The sequence below is a fragment of the Marinifilum breve genome (assembly GCF_003202155.1).
GTDB lineage: Bacteria > Bacteroidota > Bacteroidia > Bacteroidales > Marinifilaceae > Marinifilum > Marinifilum breve.
In genome coordinates, this window is the sequence record NZ_QFLI01000002.1 from 281,277 (window position 1) to 307,782 (window position 26,506).

The 26,506-nt window shown below is 35.3% G+C and carries 16 protein-coding genes, 1 CRISPR repeat array and 1 riboswitch; of the genes, 4 read left to right on the forward strand and 12 right to left on the reverse strand.

Annotation, left to right across the window (positions count from 1 at the left end):
* Nucleotides 1-3: 3 nt before the first annotated feature.
* Both DF185_RS05300 and DF185_RS05305 read right to left on the reverse strand, forming a co-directional pair.
* Nucleotides 4-3,336, reverse strand: coding sequence for a SusC/RagA family TonB-linked outer membrane protein (locus DF185_RS05300; protein ID WP_110359695.1), 3,333 nt, complete (start codon nt 3,334-3,336; stop codon nt 4-6).
* A 94-nt stretch (nt 3,337-3,430) separates the two neighbouring features.
* Nucleotides 3,431-6,133, reverse strand: a complete 2,703-nt coding sequence (locus DF185_RS05305) for a zinc-dependent metalloprotease (protein ID WP_207784588.1) — start codon at nt 6,131-6,133, stop codon at nt 3,431-3,433.
* Nucleotides 6,134-6,138: 5 nt separating this feature from the next.
* Between DF185_RS05305 and DF185_RS05310 the strand changes: the two genes are divergently transcribed.
* Nucleotides 6,139-6,384: a hypothetical protein gene (locus DF185_RS05310; protein WP_133249962.1), complete on the forward strand. Its 246-nt coding sequence runs from the start codon at nt 6,139-6,141 to the stop codon at nt 6,382-6,384.
* Here the strand turns inward: DF185_RS05310 and DF185_RS05315 are convergent.
* Nucleotides 6,359-8,290, reverse strand: a complete 1,932-nt coding sequence (locus tag DF185_RS05315) for a histidine kinase (RefSeq protein ID WP_110359698.1) — start codon at nt 8,288-8,290, stop codon at nt 6,359-6,361. The genes DF185_RS05310 and DF185_RS05315 overlap by 26 nt on opposite strands.
* Nucleotides 8,291-8,628: 338 nt before the next feature.
* Nucleotides 8,629-8,842, forward strand: a riboswitch (cobalamin riboswitch).
* Between the two features lie 96 nt (nt 8,843-8,938).
* Between DF185_RS05315 and DF185_RS05320 the strand changes: the two genes are divergently transcribed.
* Both DF185_RS05320 and DF185_RS05325 read left to right on the forward strand, forming a co-directional pair.
* On the forward strand, nt 8,939-11,194 hold the full coding sequence (locus DF185_RS05320; RefSeq protein WP_110359699.1) for a TonB-dependent receptor: 2,256 nt from the start codon (nt 8,939-8,941) through the stop codon (nt 11,192-11,194).
* A 56-nt stretch (nt 11,195-11,250) separates the two neighbouring features.
* Nucleotides 11,251-12,189 carry a sirohydrochlorin cobaltochelatase gene (locus DF185_RS05325; protein ID WP_110359700.1) on the forward strand — a complete coding sequence of 313 codons (939 nt, stop codon included), beginning with the start codon at nt 11,251-11,253 and terminating at the stop codon, nt 12,187-12,189.
* 445 nt (nt 12,190-12,634) lie between these two features.
* Nucleotides 12,635-14,370: direct repeats of the CRISPR family, unit length 47 nt; unit sequence GTTGTGATTTGCTTGCAGAATGTATCTTTGATGTGTTGAATTACAAC.
* A gap of 397 nt (nt 14,371-14,767) precedes the next feature.
* On the opposite strand, the gene cas2 is transcribed toward DF185_RS05325, so the two are convergent.
* Genes cas2 through cas9 form a run of 3 tightly spaced genes read right to left on the reverse strand, consistent with a single transcriptional unit; the run spans nt 14,768 to nt 20,178 of the window.
* Complete coding sequence (gene cas2, locus DF185_RS05335; protein WP_110359702.1) at nt 14,768-15,106, reverse strand: CRISPR-associated endonuclease Cas2; 339 nt, start codon at nt 15,104-15,106, stop codon at nt 14,768-14,770.
* Nucleotides 15,075-16,001 (reverse strand): type II CRISPR-associated endonuclease Cas1, encoded by a 927-nt coding sequence (cas1, locus tag DF185_RS05340; protein ID WP_110359703.1) that lies wholly within the window; start codon nt 15,999-16,001, stop codon nt 15,075-15,077. The genes cas2 and cas1 overlap by 32 nt, the downstream gene beginning before the upstream one ends.
* 10 nt (nt 16,002-16,011) lie before the next feature.
* Nucleotides 16,012-20,178, reverse strand: coding sequence for a type II CRISPR RNA-guided endonuclease Cas9 (gene cas9, locus DF185_RS05345; protein WP_110359704.1), 4,167 nt, complete (start codon nt 20,176-20,178; stop codon nt 16,012-16,014).
* 1,049 nt (nt 20,179-21,227) lie between these two features.
* Here cas9 and DF185_RS05350 point away from each other — a divergent pair.
* Nucleotides 21,228-21,872 (forward strand): hypothetical protein, encoded by a 645-nt coding sequence (locus DF185_RS05350; protein WP_110359705.1) that lies wholly within the window; start codon nt 21,228-21,230, stop codon nt 21,870-21,872.
* 370 nt (nt 21,873-22,242) lie between these two features.
* Here the strand turns inward: DF185_RS05350 and DF185_RS23545 are convergent, their stop codons facing one another.
* From DF185_RS23545 to DF185_RS05375, 6 genes are all read right to left on the reverse strand, one after another.
* Complete coding sequence (locus DF185_RS23545; protein WP_165835948.1) at nt 22,243-22,407, reverse strand: hypothetical protein; 165 nt, start codon at nt 22,405-22,407, stop codon at nt 22,243-22,245.
* 67 nt (nt 22,408-22,474) lie between these two features.
* The gene (locus DF185_RS05355) at nt 22,475-22,972 is read right to left on the reverse strand and encodes a flavodoxin (RefSeq protein WP_110359706.1); all 498 of its coding nucleotides are present in this window, start codon (nt 22,970-22,972) and stop codon (nt 22,475-22,477) included.
* Between the two features lie 109 nt (nt 22,973-23,081).
* Nucleotides 23,082-23,906, reverse strand: coding sequence for a class I SAM-dependent methyltransferase (locus tag DF185_RS05360; protein ID WP_110359707.1), 825 nt, complete (start codon nt 23,904-23,906; stop codon nt 23,082-23,084).
* Between the two features lie 47 nt (nt 23,907-23,953).
* Nucleotides 23,954-25,030 carry a methyltransferase family protein gene (locus DF185_RS05365; RefSeq protein ID WP_110359708.1) on the reverse strand — a complete coding sequence of 359 codons (1,077 nt, stop codon included), beginning with the start codon at nt 25,028-25,030 and terminating at the stop codon, nt 23,954-23,956.
* A gap of 398 nt (nt 25,031-25,428) precedes the next feature.
* Complete coding sequence (locus DF185_RS05370; RefSeq protein ID WP_165835949.1) at nt 25,429-25,983, reverse strand: PepSY-associated TM helix domain-containing protein; 555 nt, start codon at nt 25,981-25,983, stop codon at nt 25,429-25,431.
* Entirely contained in the window at nt 25,967-26,497 is a 531-nt protein-coding gene (locus DF185_RS05375; protein WP_110359710.1) for a hypothetical protein, read from the reverse strand. The genes DF185_RS05370 and DF185_RS05375 overlap by 17 nt, the downstream gene beginning before the upstream one ends.
* Between the last annotated feature and the right edge of the window lie 9 nt (nt 26,498-26,506).

A 26,506-nucleotide genomic window follows, 5' to 3' on the forward strand; every position in this document is an offset into this window, starting at 1 on the left:
CAATTAAAATGTTAGGTTAACACCGATAGTATAAGATTTTTGCTGTGGCTGAGCATAAATATTTCCAAATGATTCAGGATCGAAATATCCATCATAGCCATTTGAAATCACGAAAGGATTTCTGGCTTCAAAACTCAAACGAACACTAGACAAACCAAGATCTTGAAGCATGTCCTTGCCTAGAGTATATCCCATACGAATGCTACTAATTCTTAGGTAATTTACCTCTTTGTGCCAAATATCTAAACTGTTGTAGAAATCAGGGCGTATATTGGTGTATAATTGCTCTTGCATCCAATACTGTCCATCAGCAGATGCTTTTGTCATTAAGTTCGGTAACGATTTGTTGTTACCTCTTAACACATCTAAAAGCACTCTCGAAGCATTGTTAGATTTATCATATTGAGTCATGCTGTAAGGAGGTCTTTCCATTACATTCATTCCCAAATTAAAATTGGCAGAAACCGTAAGGTCAATGTTCTTGTATTTGAAAGTATTGATGATACCACCAGAATATTTAGGGTCTCTACTACCTACATTCACAAGCAAGTCATTCAACTCTTCATTCGTCAATTTTGATCCTGCCAAATAGTTAGGATAGTAATCAGCCATTTGATCATACAATGAGAAGTACTCATCTGCCGATACAATGTTACCATCTTTTTCAAATTGAGGGTAGCCATTTTCATCCAATCCTGCAGTTTTAATCACCCAAACTGAATTGGCTGAGTAACCTTCACGTGATGGAGTTGTTGAATTGATCTGCTGTTGCTCTTTTAGTACTTTGTTTTCGTTGTGAGCAATGTTAAAGTTTGTATTCCACTCAAAATCATCAGTCTTAATATTACGAGTAGAAATACTTAATTCCCAACCTTTATTGGTCATCTCTGCCCAGTTTACAGACATTGAATTAAATCCATTTTCCAATGGAACAGCTTGTGAACCAATCAAATCAGTCCCTTTACGATGATAATAATCGAAAGACATGCGAACAGCATGACGCAATACTGACAGATCGAAACCAACATTATAAGTTGAAGTTTTCTCCCATCTTAATTTATCGTTAGGAAGCCCCATTACTGTAATTCCATTCTCACTGTTTCCTGGTAAGTTGGTTACCGTAGTTGGCGTACCTACAATATAAGGTGAGCTTTGCTTATCGATATTTCCTTGTAAACCAAATGAAGATCTGAATTTTAAGGCGCTCAACCAGTTCACATCTCTAAAGAAAGACTCTTCCTTTGCATTCCATGATCCACTCAATGCATACAATGGCAAGTATCTGTATTTCGAATCTACACCAAACAAGTCTGATCCATCGAAACGCACGCTACCAAAGAAAGTATATTTTCTGTTGAAGGTATAAGATGCTGTTCCGAAGAAAGAAGCATACCTGTTCTTTCTATAGGTTTTCGTAAACAACGGGAATGATTTCGCATCCGCTTCATCTCTATAAATTACCGGTTTAGATGTATTGTTCTTGCTATTCCAACCGTAAGCAGAAGTTGCAACCTGAGTATATTTAGATTCTCTGATCTCACTACCTACCATTACATCAACCTCATGTAAATCGTTAAAAGTTTTCGAATACTGAAGAATGTTTTTCCAGTTGTAATAAGTACTCTCTGAATCCCAGTTTTTAATAATTCCACCTTCAGGCAAAAAGTAATTTTCATACTTGTTATCAACTATATTACCATACCCACTTTTATAACGAGTTCTACGTACGTAGTAAGTCTCTTGCTCTGCCTCTTTGGTAGTGTTTGATTTGTCAACCTGGTATCCGAATTGAGATCGGTAAGTTAAATTAGGATGTACTTTCCAGTTCACATTAAAGATAGAGTTTAAGTTGTTCCCTTTTAAAACATGGCTTGTACCTTCTCTTTCTTCAAGAATATTATAGTCCAAATTAATTATTCGCCATGAACCTTTCTCGTTCTGGTTGTATACATAGTTCCCATTTTCATCTCTTAATCTCAAATAAGGATTAGAAGAACGAATGTACTGAGATGGGTTGGTCAACATACTACCCTCAGTTAAAAAGCTCTGGTTTCTTCTTTGGTTGGCAAACATACTTACACCAAAAGTCAAGTTATCTGTTAATTTAAAATCAGTTTTTAAAGTAACATTGTAACGATTAAGTGATGTACCTTTGGTTGTACCTTTCTCGGTGTGTGCACCAGCAGAAAAATAGTAAGTAGCATTTTCACTACCTCCTGAGATACTTAATGAGTGATCCTGGTTCACTGCATTCTGATACAATTCATCTTCCAAATTAGGATCGATAGTTCTCAATTGGTTAATTGCAGCTAGAGATTCTGCGCTAATGGCATCGATACCACCAGTTTGGAAATTGGCCCAATCGTTATTTGCATTTAAAATTTGAGCTACTCCACCTTTACTGGCGTTATAAGTTAAATCTGTTCTTCCTGCCATTAACAATTCCAAATCCACTTTTTCGCTGGAATTCATTAGGTTTAGTTTGTCGAAATCAGGTTTAGAAATAAATGAAGTATTGCTGGTAAGCTGTACTCTCATTTTTCCCGCTTTCCCTTTTTTAGATGTGATTACAATTACACCATTTGCAGCACGAGCACCATAAATGGCAGTTGCAGCAGCATCTTTTAATACGGTAATGTCTTGAATATCCTGAGGATTTAAACCTGCAATCGAAGAATTGTACAATTGATCGATATTGTCTTTGTCGTTGAAATCAGGCACGTCATTTCCTTCCAATGGAATACCATCCAATACCCAAAGAGGATCTTGAGTACCATTTAATGAAGCTGTACCACGAATACGAATTTTAGCAGGAGCACCTGGAGCACCACTTTGAACAACACTGGTAACACCAGCCAACTGACCAGACAACATTTGATCTACATTGGCAACACCAGCCTGACGGATGTTATCAGCATTTACTTTAACAACCGCTGAAGTTACTTTACGTTTTTCAATTTTTTGGTAACCTGTAACGATAACCTCTCCCAATTCACTGGTTGATTCACCCAACTTAATGGTTACGAAAGATTTTCCTTTAATGTCTACCACTTGAGTTTCAAAACCCAAAAAGCTACATGAAATGGTATTTAATTGTTTAGGAACTTCAAGGCTAAAATTTCCATCGAAATCTGTAATGGTTCCCAAGCTAATGTTTTCAATAATTCCCTTCATCCCGGTTTCAGCTCCAATGGTTGCTTTGTCGATATAAACCGAAGCACCAATCAGAACGTCGCCATCACTCTCAGAAAGTACCTTTCCTTTAATCAGCTTCATCTCTTGAGCCCATACAAATGCGGGCATTAAGATCAAAAGCAAGGTTAACATTCTTCTCATAAACTTTTGTTTTTTATTGGTTATAAATTAATGGTTATTTTATACGAAAAAACAGGTAAGGAGAAGGTAAACTCTCCCAACCTGCACTAACTAATTATCGATGTATATTAAGTGCTTCTTCAATTCGAAGAAGTAAATCTTGATAATGAAACTTTGTTGCTTCATCATAAATTTTCAATCTTTTTGTAAGCAGATCTCGTATTCTCATCAGCTCCCCTCGTTTCACTGAAACCACATCTGACACCCTGCCGCTCGTGGCATAGAAAATATTTCTGTCGGCATATTTGCTTTCCATATTTTCTACTTCACTGCCATTGTCAAACATATCCTTACTTTTCACTGCATAATCACAAAGCATTGGCATGCGATTGTGATGCCCACAACCACAATGATTGTGATTGTCATGTAGTGTTTTCTTGGTAGTCTTTACCATGGTTTTGTTGTGGGTAATGATTAAGTTATCCACAAAGTTTTTCTGCATTTGACGAGTAAAAACATCTAACTTTTGCCCCTTAATGGTTTTGGCAAAAACACCATTATGAAGATCTTTCATCATTTCGGTTACGGAGTAAGCCTTCTTACCATTCATCGCTTCGTTTTGCAACATTCTTTGCAATCGCTCATCTTTAAGAATTGAAAAGAAAAGCTGAGAATTTAAATCTCTGAAAAGCGTTGTTGGCGCATATTCAATGTCACCGATAACTGATTCACGAATTGGATATGTTTTTTTGTAGATCTCAGCATTGGTAATCCATTCAGGATTTTTAACAACTTCATCAATGATGTATTGAACTGCATCCTTTTGCTTGGCTTTTTCAACATGAGCATACGCTGCTTTGCTTTCACCATAAACTGGTTGATCCAAATAGATACCACCAATGTTTGCAATTACATGATTGGCGTAGGTAAACCATTGTCCGATAACTCCCATCATCATCTTACCAGCTTTTTCATAGCTTACGCCTTCTTCATAAGTCCATTTTTCTACTTCTGGAACAATTCGCTTCAAATTTTTTAATCCATAACGACTTGCGTTCATTGAGTTGTCACCCAAATCTTCACTTTGTGCCGAAGGATCAATTGTGTTCTTGCCAGATTGCTGAGGTCCGTAATGATACAAAGGATCGTTTTCATGTTTGCGGATCATATTGCCCAATACCTGCAACTCATCCCAAGGAGTATTCTTATCAATCCAACGGTATGCCCATGCAATGGCATATTTATCGTAAACCCCAATTTGTGGAGTAATGTATTCTATACCATCTCCAGGTTGAGCCACGTAATTGAAACGAGCATAATCCATAATAGATGGTGCTGTACCTCCCATTCTTTTGGTAAAAGTCTTTGATCTTAATGAATCAACCGGGAAAGCATATGAAGCTCCCATGTTATGCATCAATCCAAGAGTGTGACCAATCTCATGAGAAGAAACAAAACGGATGGCGTGAGCCATATGTTCATCTGTAAATTTGTTATCTCTCGCTTTTGGATCAATGCTTCCTGTCTGGATTCTAATCCATGAATGAAGAGCGGTCATTACATTATGCCACCAAATTACATCTGCTTCAATAATTTCACCCGAACGCGGATCTACTACAGATGGTCCCATAGCATTCGCCTGGCTCGATGCTGCATAAGTAATCATTGAAAAACGAACATCATCACCATCAAAATCAGGATCATCTACAGGTGCATCTTTAGCAACAATGGCATTCTTGAAACCTGCTTGCTCGAAAGCTGCTTGCCAATCTGTAATTCCATCTTTAATGGCTTGTCTCCATTGTGGTGGAGTTGACGGATCGATATAGTATACAATTTGCTTTTTAGGTTCTACCAATTCACCAGCCAAATACTTTTCTACATCCTCTTTTTTAGGCTCCAGTCTCCAACGGTTTACAAATTCGCGATTCTCAACAGCTTGTTGATCATCCTTATAATAGAAATGCTTTGTAGTAAAATAGCCTATTCTTCTATCTGCAAAACGAGGCTTCATTGGTTCTTCGGCCAACAGTACAATATTAGAAGTCACCTCTATCGAAACAGTAATCCCTTCCGCCTTAGTGGTCAAAAGTGATTTCATGATCACATTCTCAGGAAAACTTTTTGCTGCACTAATTTTAGACAATGATTTAATAGCACTACCAGGCATTCCCAATACTCCAAATAAATCATTCAAACTCTTTTCAGATCCATCAAACACCTTGTTTACTTTAAAAACATAGGATGTAGAATCTTTTCCAATACAAGCCAATTCGAAAGCTTCTCTAATTGAAGGAATGTAATTGTCTTTTACCGACTGAGTAATTGCATCTCCTTCTTTTCCTTCGTAGTAAGGATGGTAAGTTTTTACCCAAACTTTCTCTTCTAGGGTATCTGCCTCAAAACGAATCAAAAGGTTTTGGTAATTGATCCCCTTGTTCAAACCCAATTCGTTCACTTGAGAAGGAACCTTTGAAATCTTATTCACCAAAAGAAAATCGCGTCCCATTAAAGAGTCAGCAATTTCGAAATAGTAATCTTTCTTTACACGGTGAATGTTAATGATACCCTCTTTTGTGTGAGCATCAGAAGTGATTACCTCTCTATAAGCTTTTAAATCCGATTTAGATTTACTGTTTGTGGTTGAATCAACTTTTGTTTCTTTCTTCTTCTTTTTCCAAAAATTAAAGATTCCTTCTTCAGGAGAAATCGATTGGATCTCTGATGCTAAAGATTTAGCATGCATGCCCCCCAGAATGCAAGCTATTATCATCAGCTTCCCAATCGACTTAGTAGGTGTAATTGTATTTAAATTCATTTATAATGATTTGTTTCAAAGAGATCAACCAAAGCTTGATGACCTCCTCATATTTGTTGTTTCGCATTCTTTATTGCTACTGCCAAAGCAGCTCCAAGCAAGAATTCGGAACAAAAGTGAATTATTTCGAACTCACAAGGAAAAAGAAAGGAGTGAATCCGAAATATTGGGGAGTGAAAGACTATAAAAATGGTATGAACGGAATACAGGCAATAAATTACTTTGCTAAAACAAAGGCAAGATTGCAATAAAGTGTTCCTTCTCAATGCCGTAATACGGTTTTCTATCGCCAAGGAAGGAGTACAAGGCATCAAGGTTTTTCAATCCTGTACCAGGCGAATGATTTATATCGGTACGTGGCTGATAAGGATTTTCAACCAACAAACAATTGTCATTAGTAAGCTTTATTCGAATAGTAAGTGGTTTATCGCTGGTAATAACATTGTGTTTGATGGCATTCTCAACCAGCGATTGAATACTTACAGATGGCAATTTATAATGCATCGCATCATCGGGGATATCATATTCCAATATTAGATTTTCCCCAAAACGTATTCTTTGCAAAAAAACGTATTGCTTTATAAAATCCATTTCCTGTTGTAGCTGAATCAAATTACTGTTATTACTATCAAGCAGATATCGATATACCTTTGATAAATTCACAATAAATTTACGAGCCAATTTAGGCTCCCCATCTACCAAAGCATAGAGTGAGTTTAAGGAATTGAATAGGAAATGAGGATTTATTTGATTTTTGATATTCTTTAACTGAGCCTTTACCTTCTCCTCTTCTTCCTCCTGTGCTTTTTTCCTCAATTGTAAGGTTTCACTTATATCTACTCTAAAACTTGCTACACCAACCACCTTGCCATCCGCATCCGAAATGGCATTGAATATTTGCTGATAATCTATTCCATGACGCTGGTATTCTACCAAAAAGTGTTCTCCTCCTAAAGCCCTATCCAAATACATTTTCATTTTGATGCGAAAATCTCCATAGTACGCATCCAAAATACTCTTCCCTTCCTTAATGATTTCATTTTCAAATTTCAGTACCTCTTCTTTATGCACGGTATTAAAACTAGTATACTTGTAATCATGTCCTACTGAAAAAATCATAATTTGATCGGTACTCTCCATAATGGAGGAAAGTTTGCTTACCTCATTCAAATGGCGTCTTTCCGCTCTTCGCCTTTTGGTAGACTCGTAAAGCCAACGGCGTTGAGAAAAATAAAGAAAAACCATCAATAAAAGAGCTAAAACCAAACCAATTAGATAAACCAAATTGCGCATTTCAACAACCGATTCCTTCACGTTAAACAAAGGAACACTAACCGTTATCAGCCAATAATCATCTCCATTTGCAATTCGAATTGGTTTATATACCCTCATTACAGGAAGGTTTAAATATTCTGATATTACTTCCTTCTGTTGCTTTTCTCCCGAACGCAAAGCCAGGTGCATAACACTTGAATCCTGATGATTTGCTACCTGCTTTCCAATCAAATTTTCATCAGGGTGAGTAATACATATACCATTTTTCGAAATGATACTGACATATGCTCTCCTTAGCGATTTATTATCATAGAACACTTGCTGAAACTTTCTCAGATCTATATCAAAACCTATGATTCCGTGAATGTATGAGTTTACAATTACCGGTGTTAAAATGCTGATGAGTTCTTTACCATGATCGTTTTTGTATGGCTGAGTTAAAACCGTACCTTTTAAATTTTTCAGCTGATCCCAAAGTATTTTTTCATGAATTGGAGAAGTAGATTTTACCAGAATAGAATCAGCAGATTTTTCCAAAACAATTCCACTAAGATTATCATTCTCATCTACCCTAATAAACCAACGAGCAGATATTTCTGAACTTTCAATTAAATCTGATTCCAGTATCTCCTTAATCAATGATATTTCCTGTCCATAAGCAAATTCTTCTACTGCATCGGTAAAAAGTTCAGCTTGCCTGCAACTTTTTTCAATTTCAGTTTCAACAATTAGCAAGCTATTATTCGCCTTAGCTAAAGCCAAGTCCACACTCATCTTTCGAGTGGATTGAGTCATCTTTTCACCAATAAAATAGGCCGTTATTGCAAACGCAATAACAATAATGGAACCAACCCAAATGATAGACTTGTTATGAAAATTCATTGATCCAAGATTATTTAAAACAAAAAACTTATTAACTCACAATCACTTACAAACAGAAAACCATATCTGTTGCGAAAAAATTGAGTACAAAAGTAATGTTTAGAATGGATTTTGATAAATATTATAAATGAGTCCATTGAGAGGACTCTAAATTCATTAGATAACATATGATCCTATCAAAGCAATCACTTCCCATCAATTTACCTGACAATTATGAGATTTAGAAAAATACTGATTAACAAAAGCTTAATGCAATAATGAACATTTTCCGATTCCAAATATGTTGATTAACATACGTACAAAACGAATTGCTACATTTTATAATCAACAAAAAAGAATACATTTGCGGAGCTTTTGGTGCTCAGTTTGCATTCAGCAAAAGGAGTTAAAAGGGAATCCGGTGTAAATCCGGAACAGTACCCGCTACTGTAAATCTCGTTAATATCCCGTGGATATTAATTTGTTCTCAACAGTCGAGATCCACTGTCCTTTGGATGGGAAGGAGTTGAGAATCGAGAAAGTCAGGAAACCTGCCAGGAGATATTGTTTAATTATTGCTTCCGGGAAAAGAAGTTAATGATGATTTGAGTATATTTTCTGATTTCATTCACCTCACATATTCCAGGAATGCATTAGTATGTTTTTACTATGCATAAGATTTTTTGCATGTTGTTAATGCAGGTTGTATGTTTTTCTGCATTCTCACAAAAGTTTAGCCTAAATGGCAAGGTGTACAACAAAAACACCAAGGAAGGAATTGATTTTGCTTACGTCTATCTCGATAGTCTAAACACAACAACTACACAAAATAGTGGGCAGTATTCCTTAACCAACATTGCAAAAGGCAAATACCGCCTTTGTGTTTCCGTTCTTGGATACGAAAAGTTCAGCCAGGAAATTGAGTTAAATGCTTCCAAAAATTTCAATATTGGATTGCAGCCAAAATCTTTTACCATTTCTCCTATCGTTGTTACGGGTACCGGAACCCATTACAAAATTGATAATGTACCTGTTCAAACAGAAATCATTACAAAGCAGGACATTGCTGATATTTCGGGCAGAAATGTAGAAGAAATCATTTCGGGTATCTCCTCTTCTATTGATTATACCACAAGCACCATGGGTTCCAATATCAAAATTAATGGTTTGGGCAAAGACTATGTATTGATCCTTTTGAATGGTAAAAGATTAACTGGCGGTGTTGGTGGATATGCTGATTTAAACAGGATCAACTCAGCAGACATTGAGCAAATTGAGGTGGTAAAAGGAGCTTCCTCTACTCTATACGGATCCGATGCCATAGCTGGAGTAATCAATATCATCACCAAAAAAGTAAAAGGGAAACTATCTGCAAACAGCAGTTCTCGTTTGGGTGCTTATGGAGATTTTAAACAGCTTAACTCTTTCACATTCAGTAAAGGGAAACTATCTGGCAAAACTACTTTCAACTACAAGCAAAAAGCCGGATACCAATTGAATTCCATGAAGTTTAATAACAAGTGGGAATCCAATCACGATTTGCCATTTTTGGTTCATACCTACTACAAGCCTGTAAATAAAAGTAAGGCATATACGATTAGCCAGTTTTTAGAATATGAGGTGAACCAAAAGTTAAGTTTAAATATGGATTTGTCCTGGTACGAAAAAACCTTGTATTTTCCTTTCAGAGCACAAATGCACAATTACTATTACAATAACAGGGCAATTTCATTTGGTGGCCAATACAAGTTAAAAAATAAAAACTTCTTAAGTTTCAATTTTGATGTAAACAATTACTTGTACTACACTGAATATCCATACAAATACAACGAAACCTATATTACCAGTACCGATGTAATTAAGAAAACCTATTATCCGGGTGACCGATTTAAAAATTCGGATGTGGTAAATGTAATTTCGCAGGTAAAAGGGGTCTTTAACATCAACAATAAGAACAAACTAAGCTTTGGAACTGAGATTAGAGGCGAATATCTTGAAGCAAGATACAGGTTAACCACACCTAAAGTTAATGCCTATACATACTCTTTGTATGTTCAGGATGAAATGAAGCTAAGTAAAAAATTAGATTTGGTAGCTGGTCTTAGAGCTCTTTACCATGATAAAACAGGATTCTCAGCAACTCCAAAACTAAGCATGATGTACAAAGAATCTAAATTCACTCATAGATTCACCTACTCTAATGGTTTTAAAAGTCCTACTTTAAAAGAGTTATACTATTACTACGAAAGCAACCGCATGGGCATGTATCGCCTATATCTTGGTAATGAAGACTTGAAAGCTCAGAAATCACACTACTTTTCTATATCAAGTGAGTTTAAGGCCAACAAGTTTAAAACAGGCCTAAATATATATCTGAATAGAATCTACGACAAAATCGATTATAAGATCATTCCAACCACATACGATCATGCACGTAGAGGAATTGAGGAAACCAAAAAGCGTTACAATATAGATGATGCAAGAACTATAGGGGCTGATTGGCATTTTAGCTTTCCGGTATTTTCTCAACTATTATTCAATGGTAGCTACAGCTATGTGAGTGCAAAGAACCTAACACAGGACATCAGATTAAATGGAATATCAGAACATAGCGCCACTTGGAAATTATCCTGGACAGAAAGATGGAACAAGAAGAAACTAAACATCAATTTATCTGGCATTTACAAATCAGATCGTTTCTATTTGGAAGAAGATTTGGAGAGAAGTTATGCTGATGCTTACCAACTATGGAAACTCTCCTCGAGCCTAAGCATTAACAAATGGGAGAACTTCAAAATTCGCATCACTGCAGGAATCGACAACCTGTTTGATTATGTGGATGACAGACCCTATGGTTCACATTACGGAACCTTAAATCCAGGAAGAACAATCTTTGTAGGATTGAATGTAAACTTTAGCAAATAAGCTAAAATTCCTTTGGGAATTATCAATAAAATCAAATTAACAAAAACAAAAGAAAAATGAATCTAATCAAGAAATCAGCTATCGCTTTATGCGCATTAGCAATGGTATTCACTGGATGTAGTGACGACGACAATGATGACAAGAACACCCTAGGTGACAAAGATGGTATCCTATTGGTAACTTTTGGATCTTCTTTTCCTGACCCACAAGAAACATTCAAGAACATTGACAATGTAGCTAAAAAAAGATTTGCTGATAAAACTATCAAATGGGGTTATACCTCAGACCTTATCATCAACAAATTGCGTCAAGGTAATGGTGAAGGATCATTGAATGGTAAAATTATCGACAATGATACTCCAGAAGAAGCATTGGAAATCATGTTTAAAGATGGTTTTTCTAAATTCGATGTACAATCTTTACATGTGATCCCAGGTGAAGAATTTGATGAATTAGAAGAGGCAATTGCTGAATTTAAAGCCAAATATGAAGGTGTAACGGTTAAAGTTGGTCGTCCATTGTTAGATAGCGATGCTGATATTAAAGCTGTTGCTGAAATTATGGCTGATAAATTTGCCACTGAAATTACTGAAGGTCCAGTATTGTTTATGGGTCACGGTACTCCACATGCAGCGGATGCTCAATACTTAAAACTTCAGAGCGAGCTTCAAAAAATCAATGCTAACTTCTTTGTGGGTACTGTTGAAGGTATAGGTTTTGATGCTGGAACAACTTCAATTGGTGGTATTCTAGCTGAATTGGATAAACTTTCTCCAAAAGCGACCAAAGTTACCATTACTCCATTAATGTCTATTGCTGGTGATCATGCAAATAACGATATGAATGGTAACACTGGTGAAACTGATCCTGCAGAACAATCTTGGAAAGAAAGATTAGAAGGAAAAGGTTACACTGTTAATACGGTAATGAAAGGTTTAGGCGATTACAACGAGATTAACAAAATCTGGATGGACCACCTTGAAGATGCTGAATAACATACTACCAACATCATATTTTATTTAAAGTAAGAGGCTATTTCAATTGATTGAAATAGCCTTTTTTTGCACCCCAATTAATTCCATATCCTTTAGTTTTTTTTTAATAAAATAATGTTTCATAATACAAACCCCTTTTCTATCTTTAGTGTGTTCTCTTCGACTAGCGCTCAGCACAAGGAACAAGTTTACCCTGAGCGAAGCCGATGAATGATTTGCTTTCAGTAACATGTTTCATGATACCTTTATATAAAATTATGAATCATGCATGTATCATAGATGTGTTGAATTACAACTGAACACAATTTGATGCAATTGAATGTTGGGTTGTGATTTGCTTGCAGTAACATGTTTCATGATACCTTTATATAAAATTATGAATCATGCATGTATCTTTGATGTGTTGAATTACAACATATCGGCAGTAACCTTATCGTTAGCCCTCGTTGTGATTTGCTTGCAGAATGTATCTTTGATGTGTTGAATTACAACATTCTGGGCGGATACTGAAATACCGAGGAGTTGTGATTTGCTTGCAGAATGTATCTTTGATGTGTTGAATTACAACCTAATAGATGAAGATTTCAAAGTGACACTGGTTGTGATTTGCTTGCAGAATGTATCTTTGATGTGTTGAATTACAACTTGAAACCATCAATCTGCGCCGCCTCATAAGTTGTGATTTGCTTGCAGAATGTATCTTTGATGTGTTGAATTACAACATATCTTACAATTACCGGTGGTTCTGATGTGTTGTGATTTGCTTGCAGAATGTATCTTTGATGTGTTGAATTACAACTATATTGATGCTGAAGGAACAGTGGTCCCGTTGTGATTTGCTTGCAGAATGTATCTTTGATGTGTTGAATTACAACCATGAACATTCCTGCCACCTCTTCCAAAATGTTGTGATTTGCTTGCAGAATGTATCTTTGATGTGTTGAATTACAACTTTTTGTTACAATAAGTTTTGCACGAGTGTGTTGTGATTTGCTTGCAGAATGTATCTTTGATGTGTTGAATTACAACGGATGTTTTAATAACCTCTCCTGAATGCAGTTGTGATTTGCTTGCAGAATGTATCTTTGATGTGTTGAATTACAACCTAATAGATGAAGATTTCAAAGTGACACTGGTTGTGATTTGCTTGCAGAATGTATCTTTGATGTGTTGAATTACAACACGCTTACAGGGCTAATATAGTGGCTGTTAGTTGTGATTTGCTTGCAGAATGTATCTTTGATGTGTTGAATTACAACGGACGCACCCGATTTAAATTTATTGCTTTGGTTGTGATTTGCTTGCAGAATGTATCTTTGATGTGTTGAATTACAACTACTTCTTTTAATTTTACACATGGACCATTGTTGTGATTTGCTTGCAGAATGTATCTTTGATGTGTTGAATTACAACTGAAAATCTTTATTGAAGTACTGATGGATAGTTGTGATTTGCTTGCAGAATGTATCTTTGATGTGTTGAATTACAACGGACGCACCCGATTTAAATTTATTGCTTTGGTTGTGATTTGCTTGCAGAATGTATCTTTGATGTGTTGAATTACAACTGAAAATCTTTATTGAAGTACTGATGGATAGTTGTGATTTGCTTGCAGAATGTATCTTTGATGTGTTGAATTACAACTAATAGATCCGATGCACCTTGGTATCCAAAGTTGTGATTTGCTTGCAGAATGTATCTTTGATGTGTTGAATTACAACTAATCCTACGAACATCATCAGCAGAAAGTAGTTGTGATTTGCTTGCAGAATGTATCTTTGATGTGTTGAATTACAACTCAGTATTGAAAACATATTTTCTCTCAATAGTTGTGATTTGCTTGCAGAATGTATCTTTGATGTGTTGAATTACAACACAGTATTTAATAAAACTTCTTAACACTTGTTGTGATTTGCTTGCAGAATGTATCTTTGATGTGTTGAATTACAACAGCGATAAAATAAGACGCTCCATATCTGCCGTTGTGATTTGCTTGCAGAATGTATCTTTGATGTGTTGAATTACAACTCTTGCCTTCATCCATTATCCTGATTTCGGTTGTGATTTGCTTGCAGAATGTATCTTTGATGTGTTGAATTACAACGCCTCCGGTCCAATCATTCAATGCTCCCGAGTTGTGATTTGCTTGCAGAATGTATCTTTGATGTGTTGAATTACAACCTATCAAGGGAAAGAGTCTCACAATAAGAAAGTTGTAAAACACATTAGAAATGAAAAACCCGAAGCCAAAAAGCTTCGGGTTTTCTTGTTATGGAGATTTTTTGAATTCTGTTTACTGCAAAAATTGACAGATTGCTTTGTTCTAAAATAAGTCAGAACAGACTGTTCCTTTGCGAAATGACACTGTTATATAGTCATCCTGAACGCAGGAACAAAGTGAAGGATCTGTATCTTTTGGCCTGAGATTACCCTATTCTTGTATAACTAAAAATGAAAATCAATCTCTCTAGATTAAAACAGATTTCTCAGTCCTTCCTTCTTCGAAATGACAAATCTTATATTCTGCCTTTAGCACATAATGACCATCCAAAACAATGAGTAATTCAGCGTAACGACATCAAAAAAGTTGCAATTGCTGCACTACATCAGGTTTATCAGCGGTTTCCCTGCTATAAAACAATTCCATGGCAGCAAATTGTTTATCGGTTATTTTCAAGATCCCGACATGACCGTGTTCGGGCAACAAATGCTTTACACGTTTGGCATGAACATCGGCATTTTCGCGAGATGGACAGGTTCGCATGTAAATGGAAAACTGAAACATGGTAAAACCATCTTTCAACAATTCCTTTCGAAATCGGCCTGCTGCCTTCCTCTCCTTTTTGGTATCGGTAGGCAAATCGAAAAACACCAGCACCCACATGCTACGATATTGGCTTAAGGCTTCGTGACTCATAAAAATCGGGATAGAGTATTTTACGTCGTTCTCCGGCAAAACATTCGAACAAGGAGTTTGTGGTTCGGCTAATGGCTGTCATTAAAGGACTTTTTTTACCTCCAATTAATACATCGCAAGTCAGTACACTTAATAACTTCGCTTTTTGATCGGTAGTTAAGTCCTCCGATGTAAACTCTCCATTGTAATACATGGGCAATACCAATTGGTCGCAAAACGGACGATAAGGTTCCATAATATCATCGGCCAAACAATAGGCATTGTATTTATTGCGGTGGAAAATGCCCAAAGTAGGCAGCATACCACTACTCACCAAAGCACGTGCTACCGCTGCACGTATTAAAGCATAAGCATAATTCAACTGCGGATTGGGAGCTTTCCCGAAACGCTCGCGAACAAAATCATCATCACCCAAAAGCAAATCCCAATATACTCTGGCAGCTCGCCCCTCTATATTATCCGAATCGCCCGACTTAATTTGCGGAACTAAAGCATGCAGTCTTTTGGCCTCCTTTCCCATTTGTTCTAAAATATCAGCCTGATTGGATACCTTAGCTGCAACCGTTTGAGCCCACAAGTTCTTTTTTAAAGGCTCCGATGCCGCTATTTGTATTCTAAAACGCTCCGATTGCAAGGAGTTGCCAGCCAAAGGCATGAACAAACCCACAGGGTGATGTTTCTCGTTACAGGATAAAACGGCCACATTGTTTAGCACCAATTCCGAAAGCAAAGCCTGGCTTATCGTTACCTGCGGATGATCCAATACCACTACTCCTATGTCTTCTATGGGAATGCTGGCGACCTCCTTTCTTTGTTCTGGCTTTAATACTTTCAATTGTTTGTCCTGTCTACGCAAATAGGCAGGATTTCCAAAATACAATGTGCGTTTAATCATGATTACATTTTTAAATACTCATTTCTACTTCCTGTTTTTGTTGAACTTCTTCTCCTACATGAACAATTTCTCCCAAGTGATTTATTCTCACCTTCACAATATCCTTTATTGATTCTGGATTCCTTTTACGTTTATATCCAATATCACTCAATTCTTTAATATCATTAATCATCGTTTCTAAATGATGCCTAAACCAATAATCTTTTGTCCCTATCTTCTGTACTCTATATAAATGCTTCGAAACTACTTTTGCATTTTTCGCATCCAATAAATCCACATCATTTGGATCAAAACCTTCGGCAGGGAAAACAAACATTTCATTTTGTTTCATGGTAAACAAAAACTGCCACCCTTCCTTCTTCTTATAGTCGTAATCAATTACAGAAACTCCCGCATTTACCCTGGCAACAGCCTCATAAAAAGAAACAACCTGTTCTTGCAATTTGCCTTTGTGGTCTCTATAAATAGCCACATGATGGTTGTTTCCTGTACTTACAAAATCTACTGGTTTGGTTTTGCCTTCAGCATCCATTATTAAATTGCCATTGCGATCTTTCTGATCATGTAAAGCTTCTGCATTTTTTACACCAGAAATTTTAACACGTTTCATTGCAATTCCAGCCTTTTCATTCAACCAAATTGGATTTTTATCAAGATTTGAGAAAGCTTCCTTAGCATTGCCTCCAAACTCTTCCAGTCTGGCACTCAAAATTCTTTTTACACCTTCATCTATTATCTTATCCAATTTTAAATCGGGTCCTATTTCCTTTCTAATGGTATAATTCTCTTCTGCGACATGAATTTTTACCTTTTCAGGCACTTGTTCTTGTTTTACAGCATCGGTATAAACTGGATTCTTTGCAACCGAATTTGTTCCTGTAAATGCCTTCTTTGCATCGTTCCCAAATTCAGCCAAGCGCCTTAAAATGGCATCCTTGTATTTTGGTTTGCATACTTTAAGTGCTGTTTCAAAAGTCATTTTGGCACCTAATTTTTCCTCTTTTACCCCCTGCTCTATTATCCTTCCATAAACTGTTTCTTTATGTAGCTGTCCGCGAGGTGTAAGTTGTACTTTTTTATAGGTTTCACCAGATTTTTTGTAATAATTTACATTCTGCGTTACTACCTTATTTTTAGCTTTAAATGAAATCAGTATTTGTTCCAGATGATTTTTAGCCTCCTGTCTGAAATTAGGTATTGGGGCTTTAAATACACGCTTACTGTTACCAGACTTTGTTGCCTGTAATTCAGTTATTTTCTTTCTAATACCGTGTAATTCACTTTGAATATTGCGTGAAGCATGTAAATTATTTAGGTACTGTACATGTGAATGAGAAGTAAAAGCAACCGTTAATGCATCCATAGCATGATGACGATGGTCGTTACGTTTGGTCCAATCTTTAATCACCAATACTTTTTTATTATCTTTTCTCTCCTGCTCTTCTGTTAAGCCTAATCCCTTATATTTCGGTAAATTCAATTCCTTCATTACATTCACCAATCCCCAATCTTCACGCAAACGATCTGTCACACTTCCCGAAGTAGTATTTACAGTTCGAATTACCTCCATTAGCATTTGCTTTGCTTTTTTGGCTATATACTGGCTGTTCCTAAGATCACGCTCAATAAAATCATTAGGCAAATCCACTTCCTTCATCAGTAGTTTTTCATACTTAGCTTTACTAATTCCTTTTACTTGCTTGGTATTATGTGTTTTTAACCAGGCTGCATACAAACTTTCCACTCTATCCTTATAATCCCGTAAATCAGAATGATACTTTTCACTTATAAAATCCAGCGCTGTAGAATCGTCTTTTTCCAAATTCACTTCTCGATAAGCAAGCGTTTTATTGGTAAACGAATCATCAAACAATTTTGCTTTAGGAATGATATGTTCTATATCAATATTTTTTGAAAATAATTCAGACGGTGAAATATACCTATTGGTGAAAATCGTCTTATAACCTATTTCACTTAGTTCCTGATACAAACGATATTTTGTAATATCATTTCTTGTAGGATTAGTTAGGTTATATGGAGCATTACGTAGAATTTTTACAATCTCTTCATTTCTTTTCTTGGCATCATTAATTCCTTGGGTCATCCTCTTTCGCTCATCAGCCGACTTTTTCAACTCACGAGCCAATTCAACCCTAACTTCATCTGGTTTTCCATATACCTCAATTACCTGATTTACCAAATTCACCATTTGATTCAAAATCTTTTCAACCACAGGATTGCGCAAACTGTTTTTAGGCAATAAATTTAACTGATCTTTTAGCTCCCTACTTGCCAATTCTTCTGCATTCAAAGAGTGTGAATGATTATAACCAGCCGCATTGCAGGCTTCGGAATACAGAAATCCCTTTTTCAAATATGGATATATCTTTTTTATGGCACGAGCACTCAATTGTCCGTAATCCTGCTGCAAATTTAAATTAGCCAACATAGCTGCATATTGAGGTTGAAAACCAAAACCTTTGTGCAACTTTTTCTTTAATGCTACTGCCGAATTTCCATAAACAAACTGATCTTCCTCACTAATCTTCTCATCATCTTCAACAGAATAAATCAAATGCCATAACTGATATGCTGCTTGCTTATCAAATTCATTTCCTTTAATATCGGCATCAAAACGAAGTAAATCTTCAGATAAACCAATCTCTGGAAAGATTGCTTTCAACTCCTCATTAATTTCTCTTGCTGATTTCTTAGCCCAATCGAATCCATAACCCTCATACTCTGCAACCAGTTGATAAACTTCATATAGCTGCTGATTTGTTGTATTACCTGAAAGCCCTTCCTTATAGTTCAGTTTCCATTCTTTTTTCGGTAGTTCCAAACACTTCAATACCTGATCGTGACTCAAATCTCCTCTTACATTCAACTCTTCGAACAAAAGTTGCCTTTCCGTTTCATCAAGTTTTCTCTGCTCTTTACTTTTCTGGTTTTGAAGCTCTACATTATTTACCAAGCACCAAATTTTAAACTCTTGAAACAAAGGTGATGACTTTGGTATAGCTTTATGTTTCGGTTCAAACTCACAATTACTAATTAAGTGTTTCTGCGATTTCAACTTACGCTGATAAAAGATAACAACATCGCGCACTTCTTCTTTCAGTTCTGGAGTTAACTCTCTATAGTGCTGAGCTTGTGTTTCCCATATCTTCTCAAACTCATCTAAATAATCCTGACGATAAAAAACTTTGTTCTTTAAACTACCATGAAAATTCTCCTGTAATTGGCGATAAAGATTCTGTCCTATAGTTTCCTTTTCAAAATACAGTTCCTTACTTCTATCGCTAATAGCTCCCAGGTAGCCACTTGATTTATTTAGGTTATTATTAATTTCGACCAATACGTAAGCAATAACTTCTATCGGTAACTGCTGCTGGAGAGCATCTACTCTCCATTGATAATGTTGCAATTTTACTTGCTCACGTTTACCCTTGTTTTCAGCAGTGTATATCTTGTGTACTGCTAAAAACAATTTTCGAGTATTTTGTTGCCCTTGCCCTTCAAGTTTTCTGTAAAACTCTTCCGTAAGTATATCCGGATGATACTGTTTCTGATAATTCCATATTGCATCGAACTCTGATTTTAAATCAGAACGATAAAATTCTGGAATATACTTTCTACCATCATTTAACAGGCTCAATACATACTGTCCCGGAGTCAATCGTTTATCGTATAATTCTTTTGCTATAGCCATTCCGTCAATCACACTTCCTTCCTCTTCATTTTTGGCTTTTCTGCTACTTCTATAACCTCTTTTCTTGTTGATGGCGAATAAAACGCGTGCAAACTCTTCTTTTTCTATTTTATCACTTGCTGATAAGGAACGTAAACGCCAGGTCTCATGAGTGGTGAAACTTCCATCTTCGGTCAATACTGTATCCTTGGTAATAATTCCACTCTTCGTAAGTAGATCCATTAGGTTCTTACGTCTCAATTTATAACGCTGCAAGTTTCTTCTTGCACCACGCTTCAAAGTTCTATCAGCATTCACCGATAATGGGTTACCTTTTTCAAAATCGGTTTGCTCATCTGTCGTTAATGGATTAACGCGTACACCCAATTTAATTATTTCTGATTGTTCGTATTCATTCTCAGCTTCGTTTACCAAAGCCCAACCAATAGAGGTAGTTCCAAGATCTAAACCTAATATTTTTTTCATAAGAAGAGTTGTATGTTTAATTTATTGTTTCTATTTTTGGAGTACATTCTGTAAGCAAATCACAATAAGGATTATTCCGTTGTGAAAACATTTAAGCCGCCTCGACTTTCTATTCGGGGCTTTTTTATGCTTTACATTTTCCAAAGTTTCTTTTAGATATAAGTTTCCATGGCTACGATCCAAGCTGTTTCGTGAAGAAAACCGATGTAATTATGCGAAGTATTGGTCATATAGTAGAATAATTTTGTTCTTAATGGAATGAACAGTATGTAAATATAAAAAAATTATTCAGAAGTAAACAGTAATTATTCTGGATAAACCTGGTTCGATATTAGCACCATTTTTTATTCTTTCACGGTTAAATTTTTGGCCAAGCAAAACAGTTCATTCTGATGTAGAAACAGTTTAATTTGGATAATTTACAAACCAATATGAGCAATTTACAAACTAATATGGGCTGTTTTTTAACTGATTTGAGCTGTTTTAAAACTGATTTGGCCTGTTTTTTAACTGATATGGGCGATTTACAAACTAATATGAGCAATTTAAAAACTGATATGGGCTGTTTACAAACTCTAAATTGTTAGATTTTAATCGATTTCTATTTACATGCATAACTATTGTAACAGAATACAAAACTTTTTAATTTGCCTACTATTTGTATCATACAGCATTTTACTCCTTGTATATTATATAGCCATAAAATTATTTATCAAACTAAACCTTAATTTTTGACAGCTTCCCACTCAATACACTTTAATAACTAACAATCTGTACATTACCCAATCTTGTACTAGAGTTAAATCCTTGTGTATCTCTTATTTTAGGCTTTTTTATTATTAAACTTAATCAATATTTTTGAGTTTGTAAATTCAAATTCATCCTAATATCAATCATACATTAATAATTTAATGATTTCTGAAAGCATTGGAAACACTAGCCTTACAGCCTGATGATCAATAAAAAATATATTTTTTTGTGTTTTTTCTTGGCAAGTTTTCTAGCTTTAATATAGACACTTAATATTTACAAATTTAAAAGAAATCATTATGAGTTTTATTCTTACAATTATTACAACGATTAAAAGTTTTATCAGTTCATCGGAAGAAGAATATTCTGAAAAAACAGAAAATTTCATTGAAAAGGCTCCCGCTTATGTAGAACAGGGCATCTTACCCAAAGAGGCTACCGAGGCCTTAATTGCGGAACTACAAGAGGTAGAACGATTACGGAAAGAGAAAAATGAATGTTTACAAACCGCTCGCAATAAGCGCCAAGAGCTTACTGGTAGCAAAAGTACATGCAACAAATCGCTTCGTAATTATAAAAATGAGATCGATTCAGACCCTACTATTCCTGAAAATGTAAAAAGAGAATTGGGTCTGCTAAATGAAAAAAAGACTGAGGAAACCAACAACAAACGTCCAAAATTAAAAGTTGAACCAATAGCTGGTGTACCTCGTATTACATATCAGAAAAAGCCAATGGACGGCATAAAGCTATACTCTAAAACTAACGATGGAGAATACAATTTTGAAACTACTGTAAATCGTTCTTCTTTTGATGATACTCGTGGCAGAATTAGCAATAAAGAGGTGGAAATAAGAGAATATTACGCCTACTATATTTACGACGGAAAAGAAGTAGGCAAGAAATCGAATGTGGTTCGAGTTGTTTTAGAGCCTATCGAATAGTTTTTATTAAGATCCACATATCTTAACAAAAAAAAGGGGGCTGTCTCTTATTTGAGGCAGTCCTAATTTATCTTTTAAAATTTTACAGAAAAGCCAATTTTACTTTTGTGCTGTATGACTTTCTACGGAAGTGCCTAGAATACTTGGAGTACTTCAAGTATTAGTACAATATTTTTTTTTATCAGTTTATTTAATACCAGCTTAAATGAATGATTGTAATGTTTATACCATACATTTTAAGTACTATTTAGTAACTCAACTACTAATAATCATATAGAACCAAAAAAGGATGCCCTATTTAGGACATCCTCTGCTGTTTTGATTTAGCCAAGTATAATAACTCACTAAACCGATTTTGATTTATAAACATCTATAATAATCCGTAGTCTTTTGCACTAAAGTTCAATTGTACCCATTTACTTAGTTCCTTTTGTTCTTTAATGCTTAGCCATTGCGCTGACTTTTCGAACTCTTTTTTAAACAAAAGAGGGTCATCGGCAACAGCATTCAATACCATTTTTTGGTGTTCCAACATTGTTTATAATATTTATAATCGATCTTGCAGAAAGCAAATCGGTCAAAATATTCCAATGAATTGGTAATTATTTTAACTCTTTACTGATCTGCTCCACCCATTTGTTAATTCTTTCTTCCGACAAATCGCCTTGATTTTCTTCATCCAGAGCCAATCCTATAAATTTCCCATCTACTACAGCATCCGATTCTTCGAATTCATAACTTTCAATATCTACACTTCCTACAATTTTACAATCACTATCCTTTACCACATTGTAAATTTGTGCCATGCCTCCCACAAAAGTATCTCCATTGTTGCACCCATCTCCAAGACCGAAAAGTCCTACTACCTTTTCACTTAGATTAGCATTATCTATTTCAGAAATAAAGTCTTCCCAATCATCCTGTAAATCACCTGCACCCCATGTTGAAGTACCTAAAATAAGATTATCGTATTTGATTAATGCCTCAGTAGGTTTTGTAGATGCATCAAATAGATCTGCATTTAATAATCCCGCTAATTGATTAGCAACATTTTCTGTATTTCCTGTAGTAGAACCGTAAATAATAGCTGTATTGCTCACTGTTAATTTATTTTTTCGTTAAACTGAAATTCATTCACTTGTAACTTGTTTAGAACAATTCAAAATTAACTAACAAGTCATGAGTAATCAATCCTAAGAAATGATGATTTTAGTTCAATACGTAATGAAGTAATCTTCCTCCATATTTATATTTTGGAACTACAGACATTATAAAACGTTGCATAAAGCCAACTTTTTTCCATCCTGGAAAATCAGAATACAAATATGTCTTCCGATGAGATAGGTTTTGCCCCCAATTTTCAATCAGAAAATCATCATCTAAACCAAACACAAAGCTAGCGTCCGAATTTTTTATGGTGTCGTGCTTGTGCGAATTACGGGACAACCATTTATTTACGACATCAAAATGCATTTCTGCCTTAGAAAATCGTTTTGAAAGATCTGAAAATAACTCTTTAACAGATTCCTCCTCGAAATACATTAAAACACCTTCAATTACAAAAATGATTGGTTGATTGCTGTGTTTTTCATGTATCATATCCATCCAGTCGGTTTCGAACATCGATGCTGAAATATAGGTATCCTTTGAAGATTCAGGCATAAATTTTCTGCGCATAGCAATTACCTCAGGTATATCCAACTCATAAAATTCAGCATCATCATTACAATCTTTCAATCGATGATAGCGAGTATCCAACCCGCAACCAAGTATTACTACCACAGGATTTACATTCCTGCTTATGAAGTCACGAACCTGATCATCGAAATGCTTTGAACGCACCACAACACCAATAGCAGAACGAATGGCCTTATCGTATTTTGAGAAATCGTAATCGATGGTCCTTAACATTTCACATGCCATTGGATCCGATAGTATTGGGTCAGATTTTTGACTCTCCAAGGCCTTCATGTAAAGTGTAATATATAAGGTTTCAGCAATATTGTTTTCCAGTGTATTCTTTATTTTTTCCATTATTCCTTCTTATAAGTAATGCTCTATGAATTCATCATTTTAAAAGATTACTTCAACATACTTGCGCTTAAATCTTTTGATGGTACAGTTTCATCTTCCACCTCACTTACTTTGATTGCAGCTATTATCATTCCAGGATAAGCTATTCTTTCATCAGGAGCATTTTCGTAACGGCATTCGAAACCAGCTTCTGTTAAAGCATCCTTTAAAAAATCTTCTGCTACCGAATGAGTAGGAAATCCCATAGCTCTTGTCATTAGCTCAACAATGCATAGGGTAAGGTAATTTTCACCGCTGGCTTTACCTGTCATATGATTTGAAACAAACAAAGCTCCCATTTTCATAGATTTATTGATCTTTTTCAATAAGCCAACCAATTTTTTCGAACTATCATATTTGTAAAGAAAATGTGAACTAAAAAAGAAATCATAAGCTTCTCCAAACTCATCATTATTATTCAAATCAAAAGAATGATAGCTCACACGATTAAAACCTTTCTCATCCTTCTTAATTCTTTTTGAAATCTTACATACCTCTTTTAAATCGTAGACATGGGATTGTAAGTTGCTGTTTTCGCTTAAAAAGGCATAAGAATAGTATCCAGAATTACCGGCAAAATCACACATTTTCCTTGCCTTTATAAATTCAGGTAAATCTTTTACAAAGCTCAGTACATACTGTAACGCTCCAGCTTTCGAACCTTGTTCAATGCTTCTAATTGCTTCTTCAGAACTCCAGGCATTCTGATTGAATTCAGGTACTTTCCCCTTTAAAGCAGCAGTTAAATTAGCAAAGGGCCCTTCTGTTGAAGTAAATTGCTTGACTGCTGTAATTTGATTCACTTCCGATTCCTGTGTAAGGTATTCCTTTGCCAAATCCGTCAAAGAGTAGGTATAATCCTTTCGCTTCAGATAATCAATAGCATGTAATACCTCTAACAAAGATTCCGTAATATTGGCCTCAGCATTCAATAATTTGGCAAGTTGTACACAAGATTTAGGACCTTTTGCCAATTGGTCAAATATTCCAACTTCTATGGCAGAATAAATAATATTAGGGAGGTAACTTTTAAATAATAGGTTATTGACTTGACTGTAGGCTGTTTTTGTTGTAATGATGTCCATTTTATTGAGATTTTGAATTATTTGTTAAATTTCAATTTAATCCAACACATAATCAATCCTTATAAATGAGGATATTCTTAATATCTAAAAATCAATTGCTTTTACAACAAAAGGATAATCATCAAAAATGAAAGTTACGGTACTTTGTACCTAAATAGACTCTTAGATGATCAAACTATAAATCTTACGCAGCTCTACTACTTTTCTGATGAATTTGAGTTGAGTATTACTTAGGTGCAGAGCAGCTTGACATTTATAGATAACTTGATAATTTAAAGAATAATTAGGTACAGAGTACCGTTATCTATTTCATCAAGATTTTGAAGACTTTCAGAAAAAAAAGACCTTCCACTACAGAAGGCCTTAAAATCAAAAATAACAACTAATCTTAAAAAAGACTAAGTATAAAAAAACAAAAGAACAGGTATGATGAAACCAATGATCATCAACCAAACTCCCCTCTTTTTAAATCCTTTTTTTCCCTTTACCATAACAGCACCTGATATGGCAAAGAATACTAACACGATTGAAAAGATTACTGCCAAAAACGTAAACCTGTGTCCAGAATTGTAGTGTATATCATTTACAAATTTGTAAACTGGTATCTTCTTAAATATCGTAAATTCAATTCGACCATTATAAGGATAATACTTACCCAGTCCACCTTTTACATATATATTGTATACATCTTCAGCAGGAATAATGCGTGTTAATTTTGGAGCATCACTAAAATGATCTTTCCAGAATGTTTTTAATTCATCTGGCTTTAAATTCGCTTTAGCCTCTTTCTCCATTATAATTTCACGATAAGAAGGATTTTGTCCATCCTTTTTTAGAACCAACAAGATACCTGATATCGCATAAATTAAAGTTAATCCAATAAACAAGTAACCAAGGTCACGATGAAGAGACCTGATACTTTTATTAAAAACTTTCTTATTCCACCATTTCATAAGAAGTTCCATTTACAAAATAGATTGAATAATAGTTTTTCTTGTTTTCTTTCATCCAATCACGCATTTTGGTAATGTTTGTCATCTCAGCAGAACAATGCTCTCCTCCTTGTTCAGCATCCTCTTTGGCCTTTACCCTAGATTCATAAGTATTAATCTCTTCCTCGGTAAGTCTTTGCTCTGCAATTGTCCCTTTTACAGCAATGGTTGATCCGGATAATTCACGATTAAAACCATTAATCTCCCCTTTCGCTTCAACTCGCATCGAAAACTTTCCTGTCTCATCAACCAAAAATGCACGTCTTCCCGAATGTGCACAAACATGTTGAACCATTCCCTTAAAAAACACTTCTTTTCCAACGTTTTGTTCTGCCATTTCCATGATTTGAGCAATGCTTTTCATAGTAGGTGTTTCTTTAACTACTTCTTGCTTGTTCTCTTGTTTTTTATTGGCTGGATTACATGAAACCAAAACACTTAAAGCTGCAAATGCAACGAATAATAACTTTTTCATTTTTACTTT